This is a genomic window from Brachybacterium sp. AOP3-A1-3, assembly GCF_052378285.1.
In the GTDB taxonomy this organism is placed as follows: Bacteria; Actinomycetota; Actinomycetes; order Actinomycetales; family Dermabacteraceae; genus Brachybacterium.
Genome location: NZ_JBQSXM010000002.1, coordinates 285,124 through 300,341, shown reverse-complemented (window position 1 = coordinate 300,341; position 15,218 = coordinate 285,124). Strand labels below are relative to the sequence as shown.

The following is a 15,218-nucleotide window of genomic DNA, read 5'->3' as shown; positions in this document are numbered from 1 at the left end:
CGCGGCCTGTGCGGCATCAGCTCAGCAGAGCCGGTTCCTGCGCCGCTCGATCGGTCCCGGGTGCGACCGCCTCGACGGCGGCCAGGCCCCGCTCGAGATCGGCGGAGAGGTCCTCGAGATCCTCGAGGCCGATGCTGAGGCGCACCGTGCCCGGGTGCACCCCGCAGGCCCGACGCTGGGGCTCGGTCAGATGCGAATGCGTCGTGGTCCCGGGGTGGCAGACCAGCGATCGGGCATCGCCGATGTTCACGGCGAGGGTGAACAGCTCCAGGGCGTTGCAGAAGGCGGCGGCCGCCTCCTCTCCCCCGGCGAGGTCCACGGAGAACACGCCGGAGGTGCCGTGGGGGAAGTCGCGACGGACGAGGTGCGCGTCGGGACGGCCCGGGATGCTCGGATGGTTGACCCGGGCGATCCCGGCGCTGCCGTGCAGGCGCCCGGCGAGCGTCGCGGCATCGGCGCTGATCTTGCGCATCCGCAGGTCGAGGGTCTCGATGCCCACCAGGATCTGCTGCGCGCTGGTCGCCGGCAGGGTGGTCCCGAAGTCGGTGACGTACTTCGCGCGGGCGTAGGACAGCAGCCCCGAGGCGCCGCGCTCGTAGTCGTCGGCGAAGACGACGCCGAAACGCCGGTTGCGGGTGGTCAGCCGCTGCCAGCGCTGCGGACATCGCCGCGGGTCGAAGCGCCCTGTGTCCACGATGATCCCCGCGATGGTGGTGCCGTGGCCGCAGAGGTACTTGGTGGCGGAGTGCACGACGACGTCGGCCCCGTGGTCGCCCGCCCGGTACAGCGCGGGGGTGGACAGCGTCGCGTCCACGACCACCGCCACGTCATGGGCGTGGGCGATCGCGCTGATCGCGTCGAGGTCCACGAGCTGCGCGCCGGGATTCGCGATGGATTCGACGAGCACCACGCGGGTGCTCGGGGTGATCGCACGCTCCCAGGCATCGAGGTCCCAGGGATCCACGGTCGTGGTGGTCACGGCGAGGTCGGCCAGGGTGTCGTCGAGGAACTCGGTGGTTCCGCCGTACAGCAGCTCGGAGGCGACGACATGGCTGCCCGGCTCGAGCAGCGCGCACAGGGCGATCGTGGTGGCGGCCTGGCCGCTGGCCACCGCGATCGCCCCGATCCCACCCTCGAGCGCGGTGAGGCGCTGCTCGAGCACCGCCGTGGTGGGGTTGCCGGAACGGGCATAGGCGAAGCCGCTGCGGCGCCGGGCGAACAGCTCCTTGAGGGAATCGTGGTCCGGGTGCGCATAGGCGCTCGTGGCGTAGATCGGGGGTGTGACGGCGCCGTGCATGTCGCCGCCGCTCCAGCCTGCGTGGATCGCTGACGTGCTCACGTGGCCTCCCCGGGGGTGTCGTCCTGTGCGGAATCCTGCTCAGCTTCGGGGAGACCGCGCAGTGCGCGCGAGGAGTGTGACGGACTGTGGCCGTGCGCGGGCTTCACGTCGCACCGGGTCACGCACCGTCATGTCAGGCGGGAGAGCCGTGCTGCGTCCACACCTGCGAGGATCCGCGGCGGTGCGATCCCAGCAGATGGGTGTCGACCACGCCGAGCGCCTCCATGAGCGCGAACATCGTGGTGGGGCCGACGAAACGGAACCCATGGCGCTTGAGCTCCTTCGCCAGGGCGATCGACTCGGCACTGGTGGTGGGGACGTCCTGCGCGGTCGCGGGCATCGGGGTGCGCTCGGGCCGGTGGGACCAGACCAGATCCGCCAGATCGGCGCCGGGCCCGAGCTCGCCGCGCGGGCCGAGCCCGTCGAGGCCGCGCAGGGCGATCGTGGCCCGCGCGTTGGAGATCGTCGCCTCGATCTTGCCGCGATGGCGGATGATGCCCTCGTCGTGGAGCAGCCGCTCCACGTCCTCGGGACCGAAATCGGCCACGACCTCGACCTCGAAGCCGGCGAAGGCCCGCCGGAACCCCTCGCGTCGGCGCAGGATCGTCGCCCAGGACAGCCCGGACTGGAACCCCTCGAGGGCGAGGCGCTCGAAGACTCCGTGCTCGTCACGCACCGGGAGGCCCCACTCGGTGTCGTAGTAGTGGCGGAGGTCCTCGTGCACGGAGGCCCAGGCCGGCCGGTGGAGCCCGTCGGGCCCGAGGACGAGACCGTCGGCCATCAGTCGTCGATCTTCCCGATGATCTCGCGCTTCTCGGCCTGGAACTGGTCCTCGATCCGACCCAGCGCCCAGTACGCGGAGACCGAGATCTGCTCGCGCGGGATCCCGGAGTCCTTCACGAGGAGCCGGCGCAGCTGCTTGGTCAGCCCTCGCTCGGCGTGGCAGAACACCTGCAGGCCCTCGGTGCGGGACAGGTCCAGACCGCGCACGGCCTCGAGCAGCAGCTCGCGCTCACCGACGATCCAGCGCAGCTCGACACCGGCGGGCCGTGGGAGCTCGAGCGCGTCCTCCTCGTGATCGAGGTGGAGGAGCACGAGACCCTCGGCCTGCTCGTCCATGGCCTCGAGGGACGCGGCGATCGCGGGCAGCGCGGCGTGGTCGCCGATCAGCAGGTGGGTCCTGGTGCCGGGCTGCGGGGTGTAGCCGCCGCCGGCTCCGGAGAGGGCGATCAGGTCGCCGGGCAGGGCCTCGTCCGCCCAGCGGGCGGCGATCCCGCTGTCCTCGCCGTGGCCGTGCAGCACGAAGTCCAGGTCGAGGGTGCGGGCCTCGTCGTCCCAATGACGCACGGTGTACGTGCGGCGTGCCGGGAGCAGCTCGGGCTGCTCCTCGCGGAGGGCGTCGAGATCGTATGGCGGGTGCAGGCCGGAGGCGGGATCGGCGATGAGCAGCTTGACGTAGGCGTCGCTGTTCTCGTTGCGGTTGAGGTGGTCGTACTGCTCCCCGCCCAGGGTCACTCGGAGCAGGCGCGGGGAGAGACGGGTCTTGTCCCTCACCTCGAGCACCGCCTGCTTCCGGGGGCGCTTCGCGGGGGCGGACGGGGCAGGCGTGGTCTCCATGTCTCCACATTACGCGACACCTGCGTTTCGTTAATGAACGGCAGCTGGGATCTCATCTGCTGGTCTCTGCTGGTCTCTGCTGGCTTTCGGATCACGACGTCTAAGCTGGGGACATGAGTGCACAGCGATTCGCCGAGCTCGATGCCGTCGTCGTCGGCTCGGGGCCCAACGGCCTCGCCGCCGCCGTCACCCTCGCCCGCGCCGGGCTGCGGGTGCAGGTGCTGGAGTCGCAGGACACGATCGGCGGCGGCGCCCGCACCCTGGATCTCGGCCTCGCCCCCGGCATCACCCATGACATCTGCTCGGCCGTGCAGCCGCTCGCCCTGGCGAGCCCGTTCTTCCGTGCCTTCGACGTGAGGGCCCGAGGGGTGGAGCTGCGCACCCCGGAGGCGTCCTACGCCCAGCCCCTGGACGACGAGCCCGCGGCGATCGCCTGGCGGGATGTGGAGCGCACCGCCGCAGGCCTCGGGGCCGACGCCGCCGCCTGGCGCGCCACCCTCGGCACCCTCGCGGCCCACTGGGACCTGGTGGTCGAGCTGTCCCTGGGCGACAAGCGGTCCGTGCCGTCGGCGCTGCTGAGCCCCCGCACGCTCGCCGCGGCGCCGATGTTCGGTGCTCTGCTGGGCCTGCAGGGCACCGCCGCCTGGAACCTGCCCTTCCGCACGGAGCGGGCCCGGGCCCTCCTGACCGGGGTCGCTTCCCACGCGATCGGGGATCTTCCGTCCCTCGCCCTCGGCGCCACCTCCGCACTGCTGGGCACCCTGGCGCACGGCACCGGCTGGCCGATCCCCGTCGGCGGCTCGCAGGCGATCATCGACGCCCTCGTCGCCGACCTGCGCGCCCATGGCGGCGAGATCGTCACCGGTCACCACGTGAGCACCTGGCGCGATGTCCCGTCGGCGCGAGCGGTGCTGCTGGACACGACCGCCGGCGCCGCGGCGGACATCCTCGCGAACCGACTGCCCCGGTCCCTCGAGGACTCGCTGCGGCGCTTCCGGCACGGCAACGCCGCCGCGAAGGTCGACTTCGTGCTGTCCGGCCCGGTGCCGTGGCGCGATGCGGAGGTGGGCCGCGCCGGCACGCAGCACCTGGGCGGGACCCGTGCGCAGATGGCGGCCGCCGAGGCCGAGGTCGCGGCCGGCCGGGTCCCCGAGCATCCGGTGACGCTGGTCAGCGACCCGTCCGTCGGCGACCCCTCCCGCATCCAGGCCGGCCTGCGACCGCTGTGGGCCTACGCCCACGTCCCCACCGGCGACACCACGGACCCCACCGAGCTGGTCATGCGCCAGATCGAGCGCTTCGCGCCGGGATTCCGCGACGTGGTGGTCGCCTCTCGCGGGGTGAGCGCGGCAGACATGCCCCACCACAATCCCGCTCTCGTGGGCGGGGACATCTCGCTGGGGCAGGTCACCATGTGGCGCATGATCGCCCGACCCACCGCCCGCTGGGATCCGTACCGGCTCGCCGACACCGGCTGGTACCTGTGCTCTGCCGCGACGCCGCCCGGCCCGGGCGTGCACGGCATGAACGGCTGGCACGCCGCGCGACGGGTGCTGCGCCACGAGTTCGGGATCCACGAGCTGCCGGACCTGTCCCCGCAGGCGACCGACATGACAGGCTCCGCGACTGACCCGTCACATCCGCGTCCCTGAACGTGACGGAGGACGTCCTGTGTCGCAGGATGATTGACCGTGAATTCTTCAGACCCCTCCGCTCCGACCCCGTCGGCCCCCGCGGCCGAGAGTCGTGAGGCGGATCTGCACAATCCCTCCGGCAAGACCTTCATGGGCCAGCCCCGGCCGCTGGCGAACCTGTTCAGCGTGGAGCTGTGGGAGCGCTTCAGCTTCTACGGCATGCAGGGCATCCTCGCGATCTACATGTACTTCTCGGCCACGGCCGGAGGTCTGGGGATCGACGAGGGCGTAGCCCTCAGCATCGTCGGCGCGTACGGCGGCTCGGTGTACATCTTCTCGATCCTCGGCGCGCTGGTCTCGGACCGGCTGCTGGGCCCGGAGAAGACCCTGTTCGGCAGCGCCGTGATGATCATGATCGGCCACCTCGCCCTGGCCCTCGTGCCGGGAGTGCCAGGCCTGGTCGCCGGACTGCTGCTGGTCGCGATCGGTTCCGGCGGCCTGAAGGCCACCGCCGCGACGCTCGTCGGCTCGCTGTACGACCTCCAGGACACCCGGCGCGACGCCGGCTTCTCCATCTACTACATGGGCGTCAACATCGGCGGGCTCTTCGGTCCGCTCGTGACCGGCTTCGCCCAGAAGGAATGGGGCTTCCACCTCGGCTTCGGGCTGGCCGCGATCGGCATGGCCGTCGGGCTCACGCAGTATCTGCTCACCCGTAGGTCGCTGCCGCGCACCGTGCACGTGGTCCCCGATCCCCTGCCGCGCTCGAAGTACCCGCTGTGGGCCGCGATCGCCGTGGTCGTGGTGCTGGTGGTGCTGATCCTCGTGCTCACCGGGGCGATGAACCCCGGCAACCTGGCGACCATCATGGTGAGCCTGTCGGTGGTCGGCGCGGTCGTCATCTTCACGTTGCTGCTGACCTCGGAGAAGGTGACCGGCGACGAACGCTCGCGCGTGGTCGCCTTCATCCCGCTGTTCGTCGGGACCGCGGCGTTCTTCGCGCTGTTCCAGCAGCAGTTCACGGTGATCACGCTGTACTCGGACACCCGGCTGGACCGCAACCTGTTCGGCTGGGAGATGCCGATCTCCTGGGCGCAGTCCTTCAACCCGTTCTTCATCATCACGCTGGCACCCCTGTTCGCGGCGCTGTGGACGAAGCTCTGCACCCGCCAGCCCACCACCCCGAAGAAGTTCGCCCTGGGCATCATGCTGATGGGCGCGGCATTCCTGCTGTTCCTGCCGATGGTCCCGGTGGCCTCGGTGCCGGTGCTGTGGATCGCCCTGATCATGCTGGTCGCCACGCTCGGCGAGCTCTCGCTGTCCCCGGTGGGTCTCTCGCTCACCACGAAGCTCGCCCCCGCGGCGTTCCCGGTGATGATGATGGCGCTGTACAACCTGTCGATCGCCCTGGGCACGTCGCTCTCCGGTGCGCTCGCGCAGTTCTACTCCGCCGAGACCGAGGGCGCCTACTTCGGCATCCTCGGCGCGGTGACCATCGCGATCGGCCTGATCATGCTGGCGATCTCGAAGCCGGTGCACCAGGGCATGCGCGGCGTCCTCTGACGCCCCCGCTCCCCCGCCGTCAGGGCATGACGACGGGGATGAGCACGCCGATCACGGCGCACACGATGCCCAGACCGCCCGCGACGCGCAGCAGCGTCCGGGCGGTCGTGTCGTGCCAGCCCTTGAGCAGGCCCAGCGCGACGAAGAGCACGAAGGAGAGGACCGCGAGGGCCCCGACCGCGCTCAGCAGCGCGATCATCGGCCTTCTCCGGTCCGACGGGTCCGATGGATCGGCGGGCGGGCACGGGACGCGGGGACGGGTTCCATGGCCTCACCGTAGGAACTTTCGGTCAGATGTCCAAGTGGTCACCGGACCAGCGCGTCCCGAGCAGCGCCTTCACCATCACATCGTGCGTGCACCGTTGTGCGTTCACCGTCGTGCGATCACCGTCGTGCGATCACCGCTCAGCGCGCCCCGTCACGAACGCCCGGATCGTGGCCGCGTCGAGCTTGGGCCGACGGTCCGCGTCCGCGAGGCCGTTGGCCTCCTGGAGGGTGTCGGTGAGCTGCGTGTAGCAGTGACCGGCGAGCACGGGGCTGGCGTTGAGCGCGGCGAACAGCCCGCCCACCTTCGCCTCGAACTCCTCCGGGGTGGTGACCGTCGCGTAGCCCCAGGTGTTCTCGGCGGCGTAGGCGATCCCGCCGAACTCGGTGAGCATCACCGGGGCACCCTCGGTGACGTGCTGGGCGGCGTCGTCGACCGGGCGCCGACCCTGCGGACCCCGGCCCTCCAGGACGTCCTGCACCGCGGTGTCATCGGCATAACGACGCTCCAGGGTCGCGGCGTCGGTCGTGTAGTCGTGCAGCGCGAGGATGTCCCCGCCGGTGATCTCATAGCCGTCGTTGGCGACCACGGGCCGGCTCGGGTCCAGGGCCCGGGTGATCGCGGTCAGCGCGATCGTGAGGTCCTTCTGCGGGGCGTGGTCGGCGAGGTCGCGCACGCCCCAGGATTCGTTCATCGGCACCCACGTGACCACCGACGGATGGGCGCGCACCTGCTCGACGATCTCCGTCCACTCCGCGGTGATCGCGGCGACGGCGCGGGGTGAGTACGAGTAGGCGTTGGCGGTCTCGCCCCAGATCAGCAGGCCGAGCCGGTCCGCCCAGAACAGGAAGCGAGGATCCTCGACCTTCTGGTGGATACGGGCCGCGGTGAAGCCGAGCTCCTTGATCAGCTCCACCTCCTCCTTGTACGCCGCGAGGGTCGGTGCGGTGAGCTGGGAGGTGGGCCAGTAGCCCTGCTCGAGCACGGAGCGCACGAAGTACGGCTCCCCGTTGAGCAGGAACCGGCCGCGGTCGATGCCGGTGGTGCGCAGGCCGAGGTAGCTCGCGGCCTCGTCGACGACCTCTCCGTCGACGAGCACCTGCAGGGTGACGTCCACGAGGTGCGGATGCTCGGGGCTCCACAGCAGGCGGTCGCGGTCCTGGGTGTTGCGCACCGCGGGCACGTCGATGGTGGTCTGCACGCGCGGGTCGTGCGCGGCGACCTCGACGGCGCCCAGGCTCTGCTCCTCCCCCGCGAAGGCGATCCGCACGGTGGTGCCGGGCTCGGGCCGACGGGCCAGGCGCAGGGTCACGTCGACACGGGCGCGCGGCATGTCGAAGTCCCAGTGGAATCCGGTGACGTGCTGCTCGGCCACGGTCTCGAGCCACACGCTGCGCCAGATCCCGGTGGAGCGGTGGTACCAGATGCCGTGCGGTTCCTCGCGCCAGTCCTGCTTCCCCCGGGGCAGCTCGACGTCGTGCGGATCATCGTGGGCGCGCACCACGAGCACGTGCTCCGTGCCCTCGGCGAGGAGGTCGGTCAGATCGCAGGTGAAAGCGGTCTGCCCACCCACGTGGTGCCCGGCCAGGTGCCCGTCCACCCACACGTGGGCCTCGTGGTCCACGGCGCCCAGGTGCAGCAGGAGCCGAGTGCCGGCAGCGGCCGACGCGGTGATCGTGCGGCGGTACCAGACCACCGGGTGGAAGGCGGTGTCGTGGATCCCGGAGGCCTCGGATTCGGGCACGAAGGGCACGGTGATCTCGCGATCGAAGTGCTCGTCGCGGGCAGGCTCGAACCAGCGCTCGGCAAGGCCCACCGCGTCGTCGTCATGGGCGAATCCCCAGGCGCCGTCGAGCAGCGTCCAGTCCTCGCGCATCATCGTGGGGCGGGGGTGGGTGCCGTCATGCGTGGTGGCGCGCAGCGTCATCGTCGTTCGCTCCTGGTGGAGAGGGGGCCAGCGGTACCCGCACAGCCTGCCACAACTTCACTGCCCACGTGGGAATCAGGACTCCGTCGAGAGCACCACCAGCTCCTGCGTGGCCCGGGTCATCGCGACGTACCGCGCGACCGCGCCCTCGATGCCGGCCCCGAGGCTCTCCGGCTCCACGAGCACCACGAGGTCGAACTCGAGCCCCTTCACCAGGTGGGGCGGGAGCGTCATGACGCGCTCTTGCCGGTACCCGGTGTCCTCCCCGATCACGCAGACCGTCCCCTCCTCGTGCTCGGCGAGCCAGCGCTGGAGGATCGTGCCGAGCTCGTCGGGTCGGCCGTGGCGCACTTGCATCCCGGACTCGCGGATCGAGGTCGGCACGTTCGCATCGGGCAGCGCAGCCCGGATCACCGGTTCCGCGTGCTCCATGACCTCTGCCGGGGTGCGGTAGTTCAGCGTGAGCGTGGACCGCTCCACCCGCTCCAGGCCCACCCGGGCGAGCCGCTCCTCCCAGGTCTCGGTGAAGCCGTGCGCCGCCTGCGCCCTGTCACCCACGAGGGTGAGGCTCTCCGACGGGCAGCGCCGCAGGATCATCGCCCACTGGGCATCGCTGAGCTCCTGCGCCTCGTCGACGACGACGTGGGCGAACGGGCCGGCCAGCACGTCCGGTGCCGCGACCTCGACGTAGGTGGAATCCTCCAGCGCATTGCGCAGGTCCTCGCCGCGCAGCATGGACATCTCCTTCATGTCGGAGCTGTCGGAGGCGATGAGGTAGTCGGTCATCAGCTCCACCTCCTCGACGGTCTCCCGGCGGGCCGCGTCCTGCCGGCGACGCCGACCGTCGGCTCCCGGATCGCCGAGCCGGTGCCGGGCGGCGTCGAGCAGCGGCAGGTCCTCGAGCGTCCACGCGCGAGGCTGCTCGCGCTGCAGGATCCGCACCTCCTGCGGACCCAGGGTGGGCGCGCATCGCCGCAGGTAGGCGGGGACCTCGAAGAGATCCCCGACGAGATCCCTCGCCTCCAGCAGCGGCCAGGCCCGGTGCACGATCACCACGAGCTCCTCGTCCGCGGCGAGCTCCTCGCGCACCTGCTCGACGACCGGGTCCTCCTCCGGATCCTCGCCCGGGTCGAGCTGCGCCAGGACGATCTCCGCCAGCTCCTGCCAGATCTCTTCGCGCGCGAGGTTGTGCGGGGTCGAAGGATGCACGGCCTCGAAGGCGTCGGCGAAGTGCTCGGGTTCCAGCCGCACGGGGCCCCACTGGCTCTCGAGCACGTGCGCCACCTCCGGCGGCTCCTCGTACAGGGCGACCGCGGGCTCGATCGCGGCGACCAGCGCAGGACCTGCCTTGAGCGCCGACACCTGCGGATCGCTCTCGGGGACCGCATGCGCACCCTCGGGAACAAGGTCGGCGAGCGTGCAGGTGAGCACGTCCTCCTCGCCGAGGCTGGGGAGCACATCGGCCACATAGCGGAGGTAGGGCTGATGGGGGCCGACGACGAGCACCCTGCCGCGGCGGTCCCGCAGGCGCGGGTCCGTGTACAGCAGGTAGGCGGTGCGGTGCAGGGCGACGACGGTCTTGCCGGTGCCGGGCCCTCCCTCGACCACCAGCGGGCGACGGGAGCTCGCGCGGATGATGGCGTCCTGGTCTGCGGCGAGGGTGGTCAGCACGGTGCCCATCTGCGGGGTGCGCGCGCGGGTCAGGGCGTCCAGCAGCGCCGACTCCTCGTCCGGGCTGGTCCCGAGCTCTGCGCCGTCGCCCTGCTCCGCGCTCTCCCCCAGCGTCTCGTCCCAGTAGTCGCGGATCCGGCCGCCCTCCCAGCGGTACCGGCGGCGGGAGAGCAGCCCGTGCGGGTGCGCACGGGTCGCGGCGAAGAAGGGCTCGGCTGCCTGCGAACGCCAGTCCAGCAGGAGCGGGGTGCCGCCGTCGTCGTGGACCGCCAGCCGTCCCACGTAGAGCGGCGCCGAACCGTCCTGCGGGGTCATCCGACCCAGCACGGCGTCCAGCTCGACGCGCCGCAGCCCGTGCAGGCGTGCGCGCAAGTGGTCCACGCGCGCCTCGCGCTCGACCCGTCCCGCGGCGTCCCCGGTCTGATGGAGGAGCGTCTCCTCGAGGTTGCCCTGCACCTCGCGGATATCCGCCGCGAGCGCCTCCGCGACCTGCCGGAAACAAGCGTCGTCAGCGGCGATGCGGGCGGGCGCGGCCTTGTGAGCCCGTTGCCCGCGCAGGTAGAAAATACTGGTCGTGGTCATGGTTCCCCCGGTGCTCGATGTGATCGACCGGTGATTCTTGCGCACCGGGGGGACCTTGCCGCAAGCCCCCCACCAGGGCATATACTGGGATTACGGCGCAGGGGGACGCAGGGGGAATTCCGCCGGAAGTGGCCCGCGGAGCCGGGCCGCGGCTCAGAACAGCTGCTGGTTGTCCGCGCTGCTCCAGGCCCCGACGACGGGGAACTCCATCACCCGCAGCCTCGCCGTCCCGTAGGGCACCAGGCGGATCCCATGGATCGGCCCGTGGTCGAGCACCGGGCTCGCCGGCGGAACGGCGGCGGAGGCGCCGTCCTTCCCCCACTGCCGCACCCTGGCACCCACGGCCTCCACGGTCGTCGCCTCGCCGAGCGAGAACGGCACCTCCGGCACCGCGCCGCGACGCACCGCCCACTCGGGCGCCTTCTCGAGATCTGCGAGCGCCCAGTTCCAGGTGGTGCGGGGATGCACGGTCCACTCCCCCAGCCCCGGGGCGTCGGGCACCTCGGTCCAGATCTCCCCGGGGCTCGCGACCATCACGAGCGGGCCGAGGTGCACCGCGGCGGCCTGGCGCTCCCGGCGCACGATCCGCGGGCGCATGGGCAGCGTCAGCTCGAGGGTCACCTCGCCGGACCACTCCCGGTCGATCTCGACGTGCCCATCACTGCCTGCCTTCGCGATTCCTGCCTCGACGGCGATCTGCACCCCGTCGACCCGAAGCGTCGGGTCCTCGCACCACGAGGGCACCCGCAGCCGCAGCGGGAAGCGCACGCCGGGCTCGTCGGCGTCGACGGTGATCCGCACCGTGTCCTCGAAGGGGTAGTCGGTCTCGACGTCGATCCGCACCGGGATGCCGCGCACCTCGGTGCTCACCGTGGCGGGGGCGTAGGCGACCGCTCGCAGTGCGTCGTCGGCGTCGCGCGCCCACAGGGAGGTGGCGAACTTCGGCCATCCCTGGTGGAGGTTCGCGGTGCAGCACCCGAAATGCGGTTCGAGGCCGAGGATGTTCGCGTCATCGCTCGAGTAGGACCAGTCCCGCCGGGCCACGGAGATCTCGAGCTGGGTGCCCTGCTGGTGGTACTGGTGCCCGCGCATCGACGGGTCGCTCGAGGCGGGCAGCAGGTTGTAGGCGAGCGATTCGAGACGGTCCCCGTGGTTCGCGTCCCCGAACACGCGGGAGAGGGTCGAGGCGGTGTGCATCATCTCGACCACGAGGCAGGTCTCGATGCCGGCGGTGGCCTCCCGCCCGCCGAGCCACTCGTCCCCGGAGAACCAGCCGTGGGCCTGTCCGTGCCAGCGGTCCAGGGCGGCGAGGGCGGCCTCGGTGCGGTCGCGGTGGGCGGGGTCGCCGTCGAGCAGATGAGCGGTCGCCCCGGTCTTCAGACCCTGGGCGACGTTCACCCCATGGGTGGAGTGGGTGAACACCTGGGCCTGCCCGGTGATCAGCTCGGTGGTGAGGTGGTCGTTCCAGTCGAAGGTCTGCTCCTGCACCAGCGCGGCGAGCTCGAGCAGCCAGTCCTCGCCGGTGGCGCGATGGGTCCAGGCGATGGTGAGCACGTCCTCGGCCCCGCGTGCCCTGCCCCAGTCGGTCAGCGGCCGTGAGGGCAGATGCTCGCGCTGGTAGCGGTGCCAGCGCAGCAGGAACGGGGCCACGCGCTCGTCGCCGGTGGCCTCGGCGTGCTGGACGAGGACCTTGGCGGCGACCATGCGCGGCCACCAGTCCTCGGTCGCCGCCGGGCCGAAGAACCCGTCGGCACGCTGGGAGGCGAGCATCCACTCGATCCACGGCTGGGCCTTCGCGATCAGCGACTCGTCGCCGAGGGCGTGCGCGAGCGGCACGAGCCCGTCGAGGTAGTACGGGCCGCGCTCCCAGCTCTCCCCCGTCCCGCCGAGCCAGCCGCTGTCGGCGCCCACGTCGGGCCAGATCTCCTCGAGCTGCCCGGTGATGTTCTCGGCCTGGAGCCGCAGCTGGCGCTCGAGCCATCCCCGGGGCCTGATCACGCCGGGCGGCAGGGCGGTGGAGGCGGCGTGCAGGCGGGTGGTGGGCAGCGTCATCGTCGATCGCTCCTGGGAGTGTGGCAGCAGTGCGCGGCTCCACGATAGGTGGCGCGGCCGCAATACTGGAGGGGTGACCACGCTTCCCGCCGACCATCTCCTCGAACTGGTTCCTGCGGACGGGGTGATCGGTCTGGGTGAACCGACCCATGGCAGCGCGAACGTCTTCGCGGCGAAGATGGAGCTGGTGCTCGAGCTCGCTCGTCGCGGGAAGCTCTCGGCCCTCGCGTTCGAGGAGTCCTACGCACTGGGTCTGCAGGTGGACAGGGCGCTTCGCGGTGACGGAGACCTCGACGCCGCCTGGGCCCGGGCCACCTCCGTGTGGAGAACCCCGGTGATCCGCGAGGGTCTCGGCGCGCTCCGGGATCTGAACCGCTCGCTGCCCCCGGATCGCCGCATCGCGTTCCTCGGGATCGACATCAAGAAGCCGTCCCTCGCCGCGCAGGGCCTGCTCGACCGCGGCCACGACGAACCGCCGCTGCACGAGCTCGCCGGCGGCAGCGATCCCCTCGGCCCCGCCCGGGCGAACCTCACCCGTCTCTGCCGCCGGCTCGCCACGGGTCCCGAACCGTCGACGGGAGCCCTCGCCCGTCAGCTCCTCCGCTGGATCGAGGCCTACCGGGATGCACCAGAGCTTCCGGATCTCCACCTCCGCGACAGGTTCATGGCCGCCACCCTCCTCGAACAGCGGCCGACGAACGGGCTCACCGCGCTGTGGGCCCACAACGAGCACGTGGCGATCAACCCCGACTTCTACGGAGGGCCCGCGATGGGGCAGGTTCTGGCCGATGAACTCGGCGGTGACTACGCCGCGGTCGGCATCCTGTGCGGTGAGGGCATGTGCCGGGCGGTGGACCCGTCGACCGGCGAGGACGACTACCGCTCCGTGCCGCTCCCCGCAGTGCTGCCCGGCTCGACGGAGGCGGCGCTCGCCGCCCGCAACGACTCGTTCGTCCTCACCACCGAGTTCTCCCATCCCGGGCCCCGGCGATTCCTCGGCTGGAAGATCGACTCCTCAGCACCCGTCACGCAGCGCGGCGACATCGCCCGGCCCGCCTCGGACTTCACCGCGATTGCGTACCTGCCCGGCAGCGTCGCCGACACCGCCTGGGTCCCGGCCCGCTAGATCCGGCCGTCGGTTCCGTCATCCGGTGCGTTCTGGTCCCTGATCAGCGCGACGAGGGCGACCATCACGGCAGGGGAACCGGTGTAGTGCTCGCCGTCCCGCTCGAGGATCCCGATCTCGGCGAGGTCGCCGAGGTCCCTCTGCACGGCGACGAAGCGGCTGACCTCGTCGCGGTCCCACTCCCCGGTGGCCGGGTCGATCGGGACCTGCGGGGCGTACGGATCGGACGACTGCAGGCGGGGCAGGGTGAGCCCTGAGGGTCCGCAGGCAGTGAGCAGCGCGGCGATGGTGTCGGGCATCCCGCGGAACCCTCCGTCCTCCATCTCCCGGGCGTCCTTGCCGAAGAGGTGCGCGGTGAGCACCGCATGGCCGAACTCGACGAAACCCTCTGCGGCCTCGGAGTCGGCATCAGGGGCGACGTAGGGCACGGGTCCCGGCCGACGGCGCACCCGGGAGCCGGTGACCTCGAGCCAGCCGCCGTCCAGCAGGGTGACCCAGGGACCGGCGAGCTCGGGACGTTCCCACATCGTCCGCACCGCCGGCGCCGTCCCCGCGTGCTCGCCCTCCAGCAGCACGATGCAGTCCGCCCGGTTCAGCGCGCCGGTGGCGGTGACGGGACGGTCCCCGTCCCCGAGGAGATCGAGGAGGGCCGCGGCCCGGCGCACGAAGGCGTTGCCGGCGTAGACCGCGTGGTCATCCCCGGGGACCATGTCCTCCAGGGCGATCCCGTCGTCCTCGTCGAGCGCGGGCAGGAACCACGGCCAGGTCCCCGAGACGGTGCTGTCGGTCCGGGCGGCCTGCATCTCCTCCTCGCGATCGAAGGCCACCGTCGGCGCGGGCAGGCGTCCGGTGTCGCTGAGCTCGACGCGCTCCTCGTCGGGCAGCGAGTTGTACCAGTGCATGTAGCCGGCCAGCTGCTCGTCGTCCTCGAGGTCGACTCCGAGGGCCATGCCGTGACCCAGCACGTTCGTGGAGAAGGAGCGGCGCGAGGGGTCATCCGCCGCCTCGAGGGTCGCGAACTCCAGCGACTCCACCATCGCGGGCGCCTCCGTGATCGGCATCGCGCCGGCTTCCCAGCGACCGGTCTCCGCGAGATAGGTGAAGAAGCGCACCAGCGTGGGCACCATGTCCATCACGCGCTCGCGCGGTTGGACGACGGTGCGCGGCACGACCTCGGTGAGCAGCTGCGTGGCGAGCTCCTGCGTCCACCATCCGGGCTCCGGGCTCCCCTGCTGCTCGGCCTTCAGGCGCAGCAGCGTCTCCAGGGTGCTGACCTCTCCCGCCACCGGGGCCTCGTCATCGGCCGTGATGCGCCAGGTGCCGTACTCGGACAGCACGAGCTCGCGCTCCTGCTTCCACTGCTCGTCCGTCATCTCCGCCATCCCCCCAGCATGACGGCCCACGACGGTTCCTGCCACCGGACGTTCACCCGTTCGCCCCTC

General features: G+C 71.5%; 11 protein-coding genes. 3 read left to right on the top strand and 8 right to left on the bottom strand.

Features of this window, described 5'->3' with window-relative positions; genetic code table 11:
• Positions 1 to 16 precede the first annotated feature (16 nt).
• From ACT3T5_RS04125 to ACT3T5_RS04115, 3 genes are all read right to left on the bottom strand, one after another.
• Positions 17 to 1,339 carry an O-acetylhomoserine aminocarboxypropyltransferase/cysteine synthase family protein gene (locus ACT3T5_RS04125; RefSeq protein WP_444578909.1) on the bottom strand — a complete coding sequence of 441 codons (1,323 nt, stop codon included), beginning with the start codon at positions 1,337 to 1,339 and terminating at the stop codon, positions 17 to 19.
• 133 nt (positions 1,340 to 1,472) lie between these two features.
• Entirely contained in the window at positions 1,473 to 2,120 is a 648-nt protein-coding gene (locus ACT3T5_RS04120) for a DNA-3-methyladenine glycosylase I (protein ID WP_444593681.1), read from the bottom strand.
• On the bottom strand, positions 2,120 to 2,956 hold the full coding sequence (locus ACT3T5_RS04115; protein WP_444578912.1) for a siderophore-interacting protein: 837 nt from the start codon (positions 2,954 to 2,956) through the stop codon (positions 2,120 to 2,122). Before ACT3T5_RS04115 ends, ACT3T5_RS04120 begins: the two co-directional genes overlap by 1 nt.
• A gap of 113 nt (positions 2,957 to 3,069) precedes the next feature.
• On the opposite strand from ACT3T5_RS04115, the gene ACT3T5_RS04110 reads away from it, so the two are divergent.
• Positions 3,070 to 4,608, top strand: coding sequence for a phytoene desaturase family protein (locus tag ACT3T5_RS04110; RefSeq protein ID WP_444578914.1), 1,539 nt, complete (start codon positions 3,070 to 3,072; stop codon positions 4,606 to 4,608).
• Positions 4,609 to 4,740: 132 nt separating this feature from the next.
• The gene (locus ACT3T5_RS04105; RefSeq protein WP_444593785.1) at positions 4,741 to 6,153 is read left to right on the top strand and encodes a peptide MFS transporter; all 1,413 of its coding nucleotides are present in this window, start codon (positions 4,741 to 4,743) and stop codon (positions 6,151 to 6,153) included.
• Positions 6,154 to 6,172: 19 nt separating this feature from the next.
• Here ACT3T5_RS04105 and ACT3T5_RS04100 read toward each other — a convergent pair whose 3' ends face one another.
• From ACT3T5_RS04100 to ACT3T5_RS04085, 4 genes are all read right to left on the bottom strand, one after another.
• Complete coding sequence (locus ACT3T5_RS04100) at positions 6,173 to 6,352, bottom strand: hypothetical protein (RefSeq protein ID WP_193117535.1); 180 nt, start codon at positions 6,350 to 6,352, stop codon at positions 6,173 to 6,175.
• Between the two features lie 199 nt (positions 6,353 to 6,551).
• A complete protein-coding gene (locus tag ACT3T5_RS04095) occupies positions 6,552 to 8,345 on the bottom strand; it encodes a glycoside hydrolase family 2 protein (RefSeq protein WP_441447818.1) in 1,794 nt (597 codons plus the stop codon).
• Positions 8,346 to 8,420: 75 nt separating this feature from the next.
• The gene (helR, locus tag ACT3T5_RS04090; RefSeq protein ID WP_444593680.1) at positions 8,421 to 10,598 is read right to left on the bottom strand and encodes an RNA polymerase recycling motor ATPase HelR; all 2,178 of its coding nucleotides are present in this window, start codon (positions 10,596 to 10,598) and stop codon (positions 8,421 to 8,423) included.
• 153 nt (positions 10,599 to 10,751) lie between these two features.
• Positions 10,752 to 12,650: a beta-L-arabinofuranosidase domain-containing protein gene (locus ACT3T5_RS04085; RefSeq protein WP_444593679.1), complete on the bottom strand. Its 1,899-nt coding sequence runs from the start codon at positions 12,648 to 12,650 to the stop codon at positions 10,752 to 10,754.
• A 73-nt stretch (positions 12,651 to 12,723) separates the two neighbouring features.
• On the opposite strand from ACT3T5_RS04085, the gene ACT3T5_RS04080 reads away from it, so the two are divergent.
• Positions 12,724 to 13,776 (top strand): erythromycin esterase family protein, encoded by a 1,053-nt coding sequence (locus ACT3T5_RS04080; RefSeq protein WP_444578920.1) that lies wholly within the window; start codon positions 12,724 to 12,726, stop codon positions 13,774 to 13,776.
• On the opposite strand, the gene ACT3T5_RS04075 is transcribed toward ACT3T5_RS04080, so the two are convergent.
• Positions 13,773 to 15,158: a hypothetical protein gene (locus tag ACT3T5_RS04075; RefSeq protein ID WP_444593678.1), complete on the bottom strand. Its 1,386-nt coding sequence runs from the start codon at positions 15,156 to 15,158 to the stop codon at positions 13,773 to 13,775. The two genes, ACT3T5_RS04080 and ACT3T5_RS04075, sit on opposite strands and share 4 nt — an antisense overlap.
• Positions 15,159 to 15,218 lie beyond the last annotated feature (60 nt).

Coding starts and splice junctions, on each gene's coding strand:
- ACT3T5_RS04120 (WP_444593681.1), bottom strand. CDS start 2,120: ATGGCCGACGGTCTCGTCCTCGGGCCCGACGGGCTCCACCGGCCGGCC.
- ACT3T5_RS04115 (WP_444578912.1), bottom strand. CDS start 2,956: ATGGAGACCACGCCTGCCCCGTCCGCCCCCGCGAAGCGCCCCCGGAAG.
- ACT3T5_RS04110 (WP_444578914.1), top strand. CDS start 3,070: ATGAGTGCACAGCGATTCGCCGAGCTCGATGCCGTCGTCGTCGGCTCG.
- ACT3T5_RS04105 (WP_444593785.1), top strand. CDS start 4,741: ATGGGCCAGCCCCGGCCGCTGGCGAACCTGTTCAGCGTGGAGCTGTGG.
- ACT3T5_RS04100 (WP_193117535.1), bottom strand. CDS start 6,352: ATGATCGCGCTGCTGAGCGCGGTCGGGGCCCTCGCGGTCCTCTCCTTC.
- ACT3T5_RS04095 (WP_441447818.1), bottom strand. CDS start 8,345: ATGACGCTGCGCGCCACCACGCATGACGGCACCCACCCCCGCCCCACG.
- helR (WP_444593680.1), bottom strand. CDS start 10,598: ATGACCACGACCAGTATTTTCTACCTGCGCGGGCAACGGGCTCACAAG.
- ACT3T5_RS04085 (WP_444593679.1), bottom strand. CDS start 12,650: ATGACGCTGCCCACCACCCGCCTGCACGCCGCCTCCACCGCCCTGCCG.
- ACT3T5_RS04075 (WP_444593678.1), bottom strand. CDS start 15,158: ATGGCGGAGATGACGGACGAGCAGTGGAAGCAGGAGCGCGAGCTCGTG.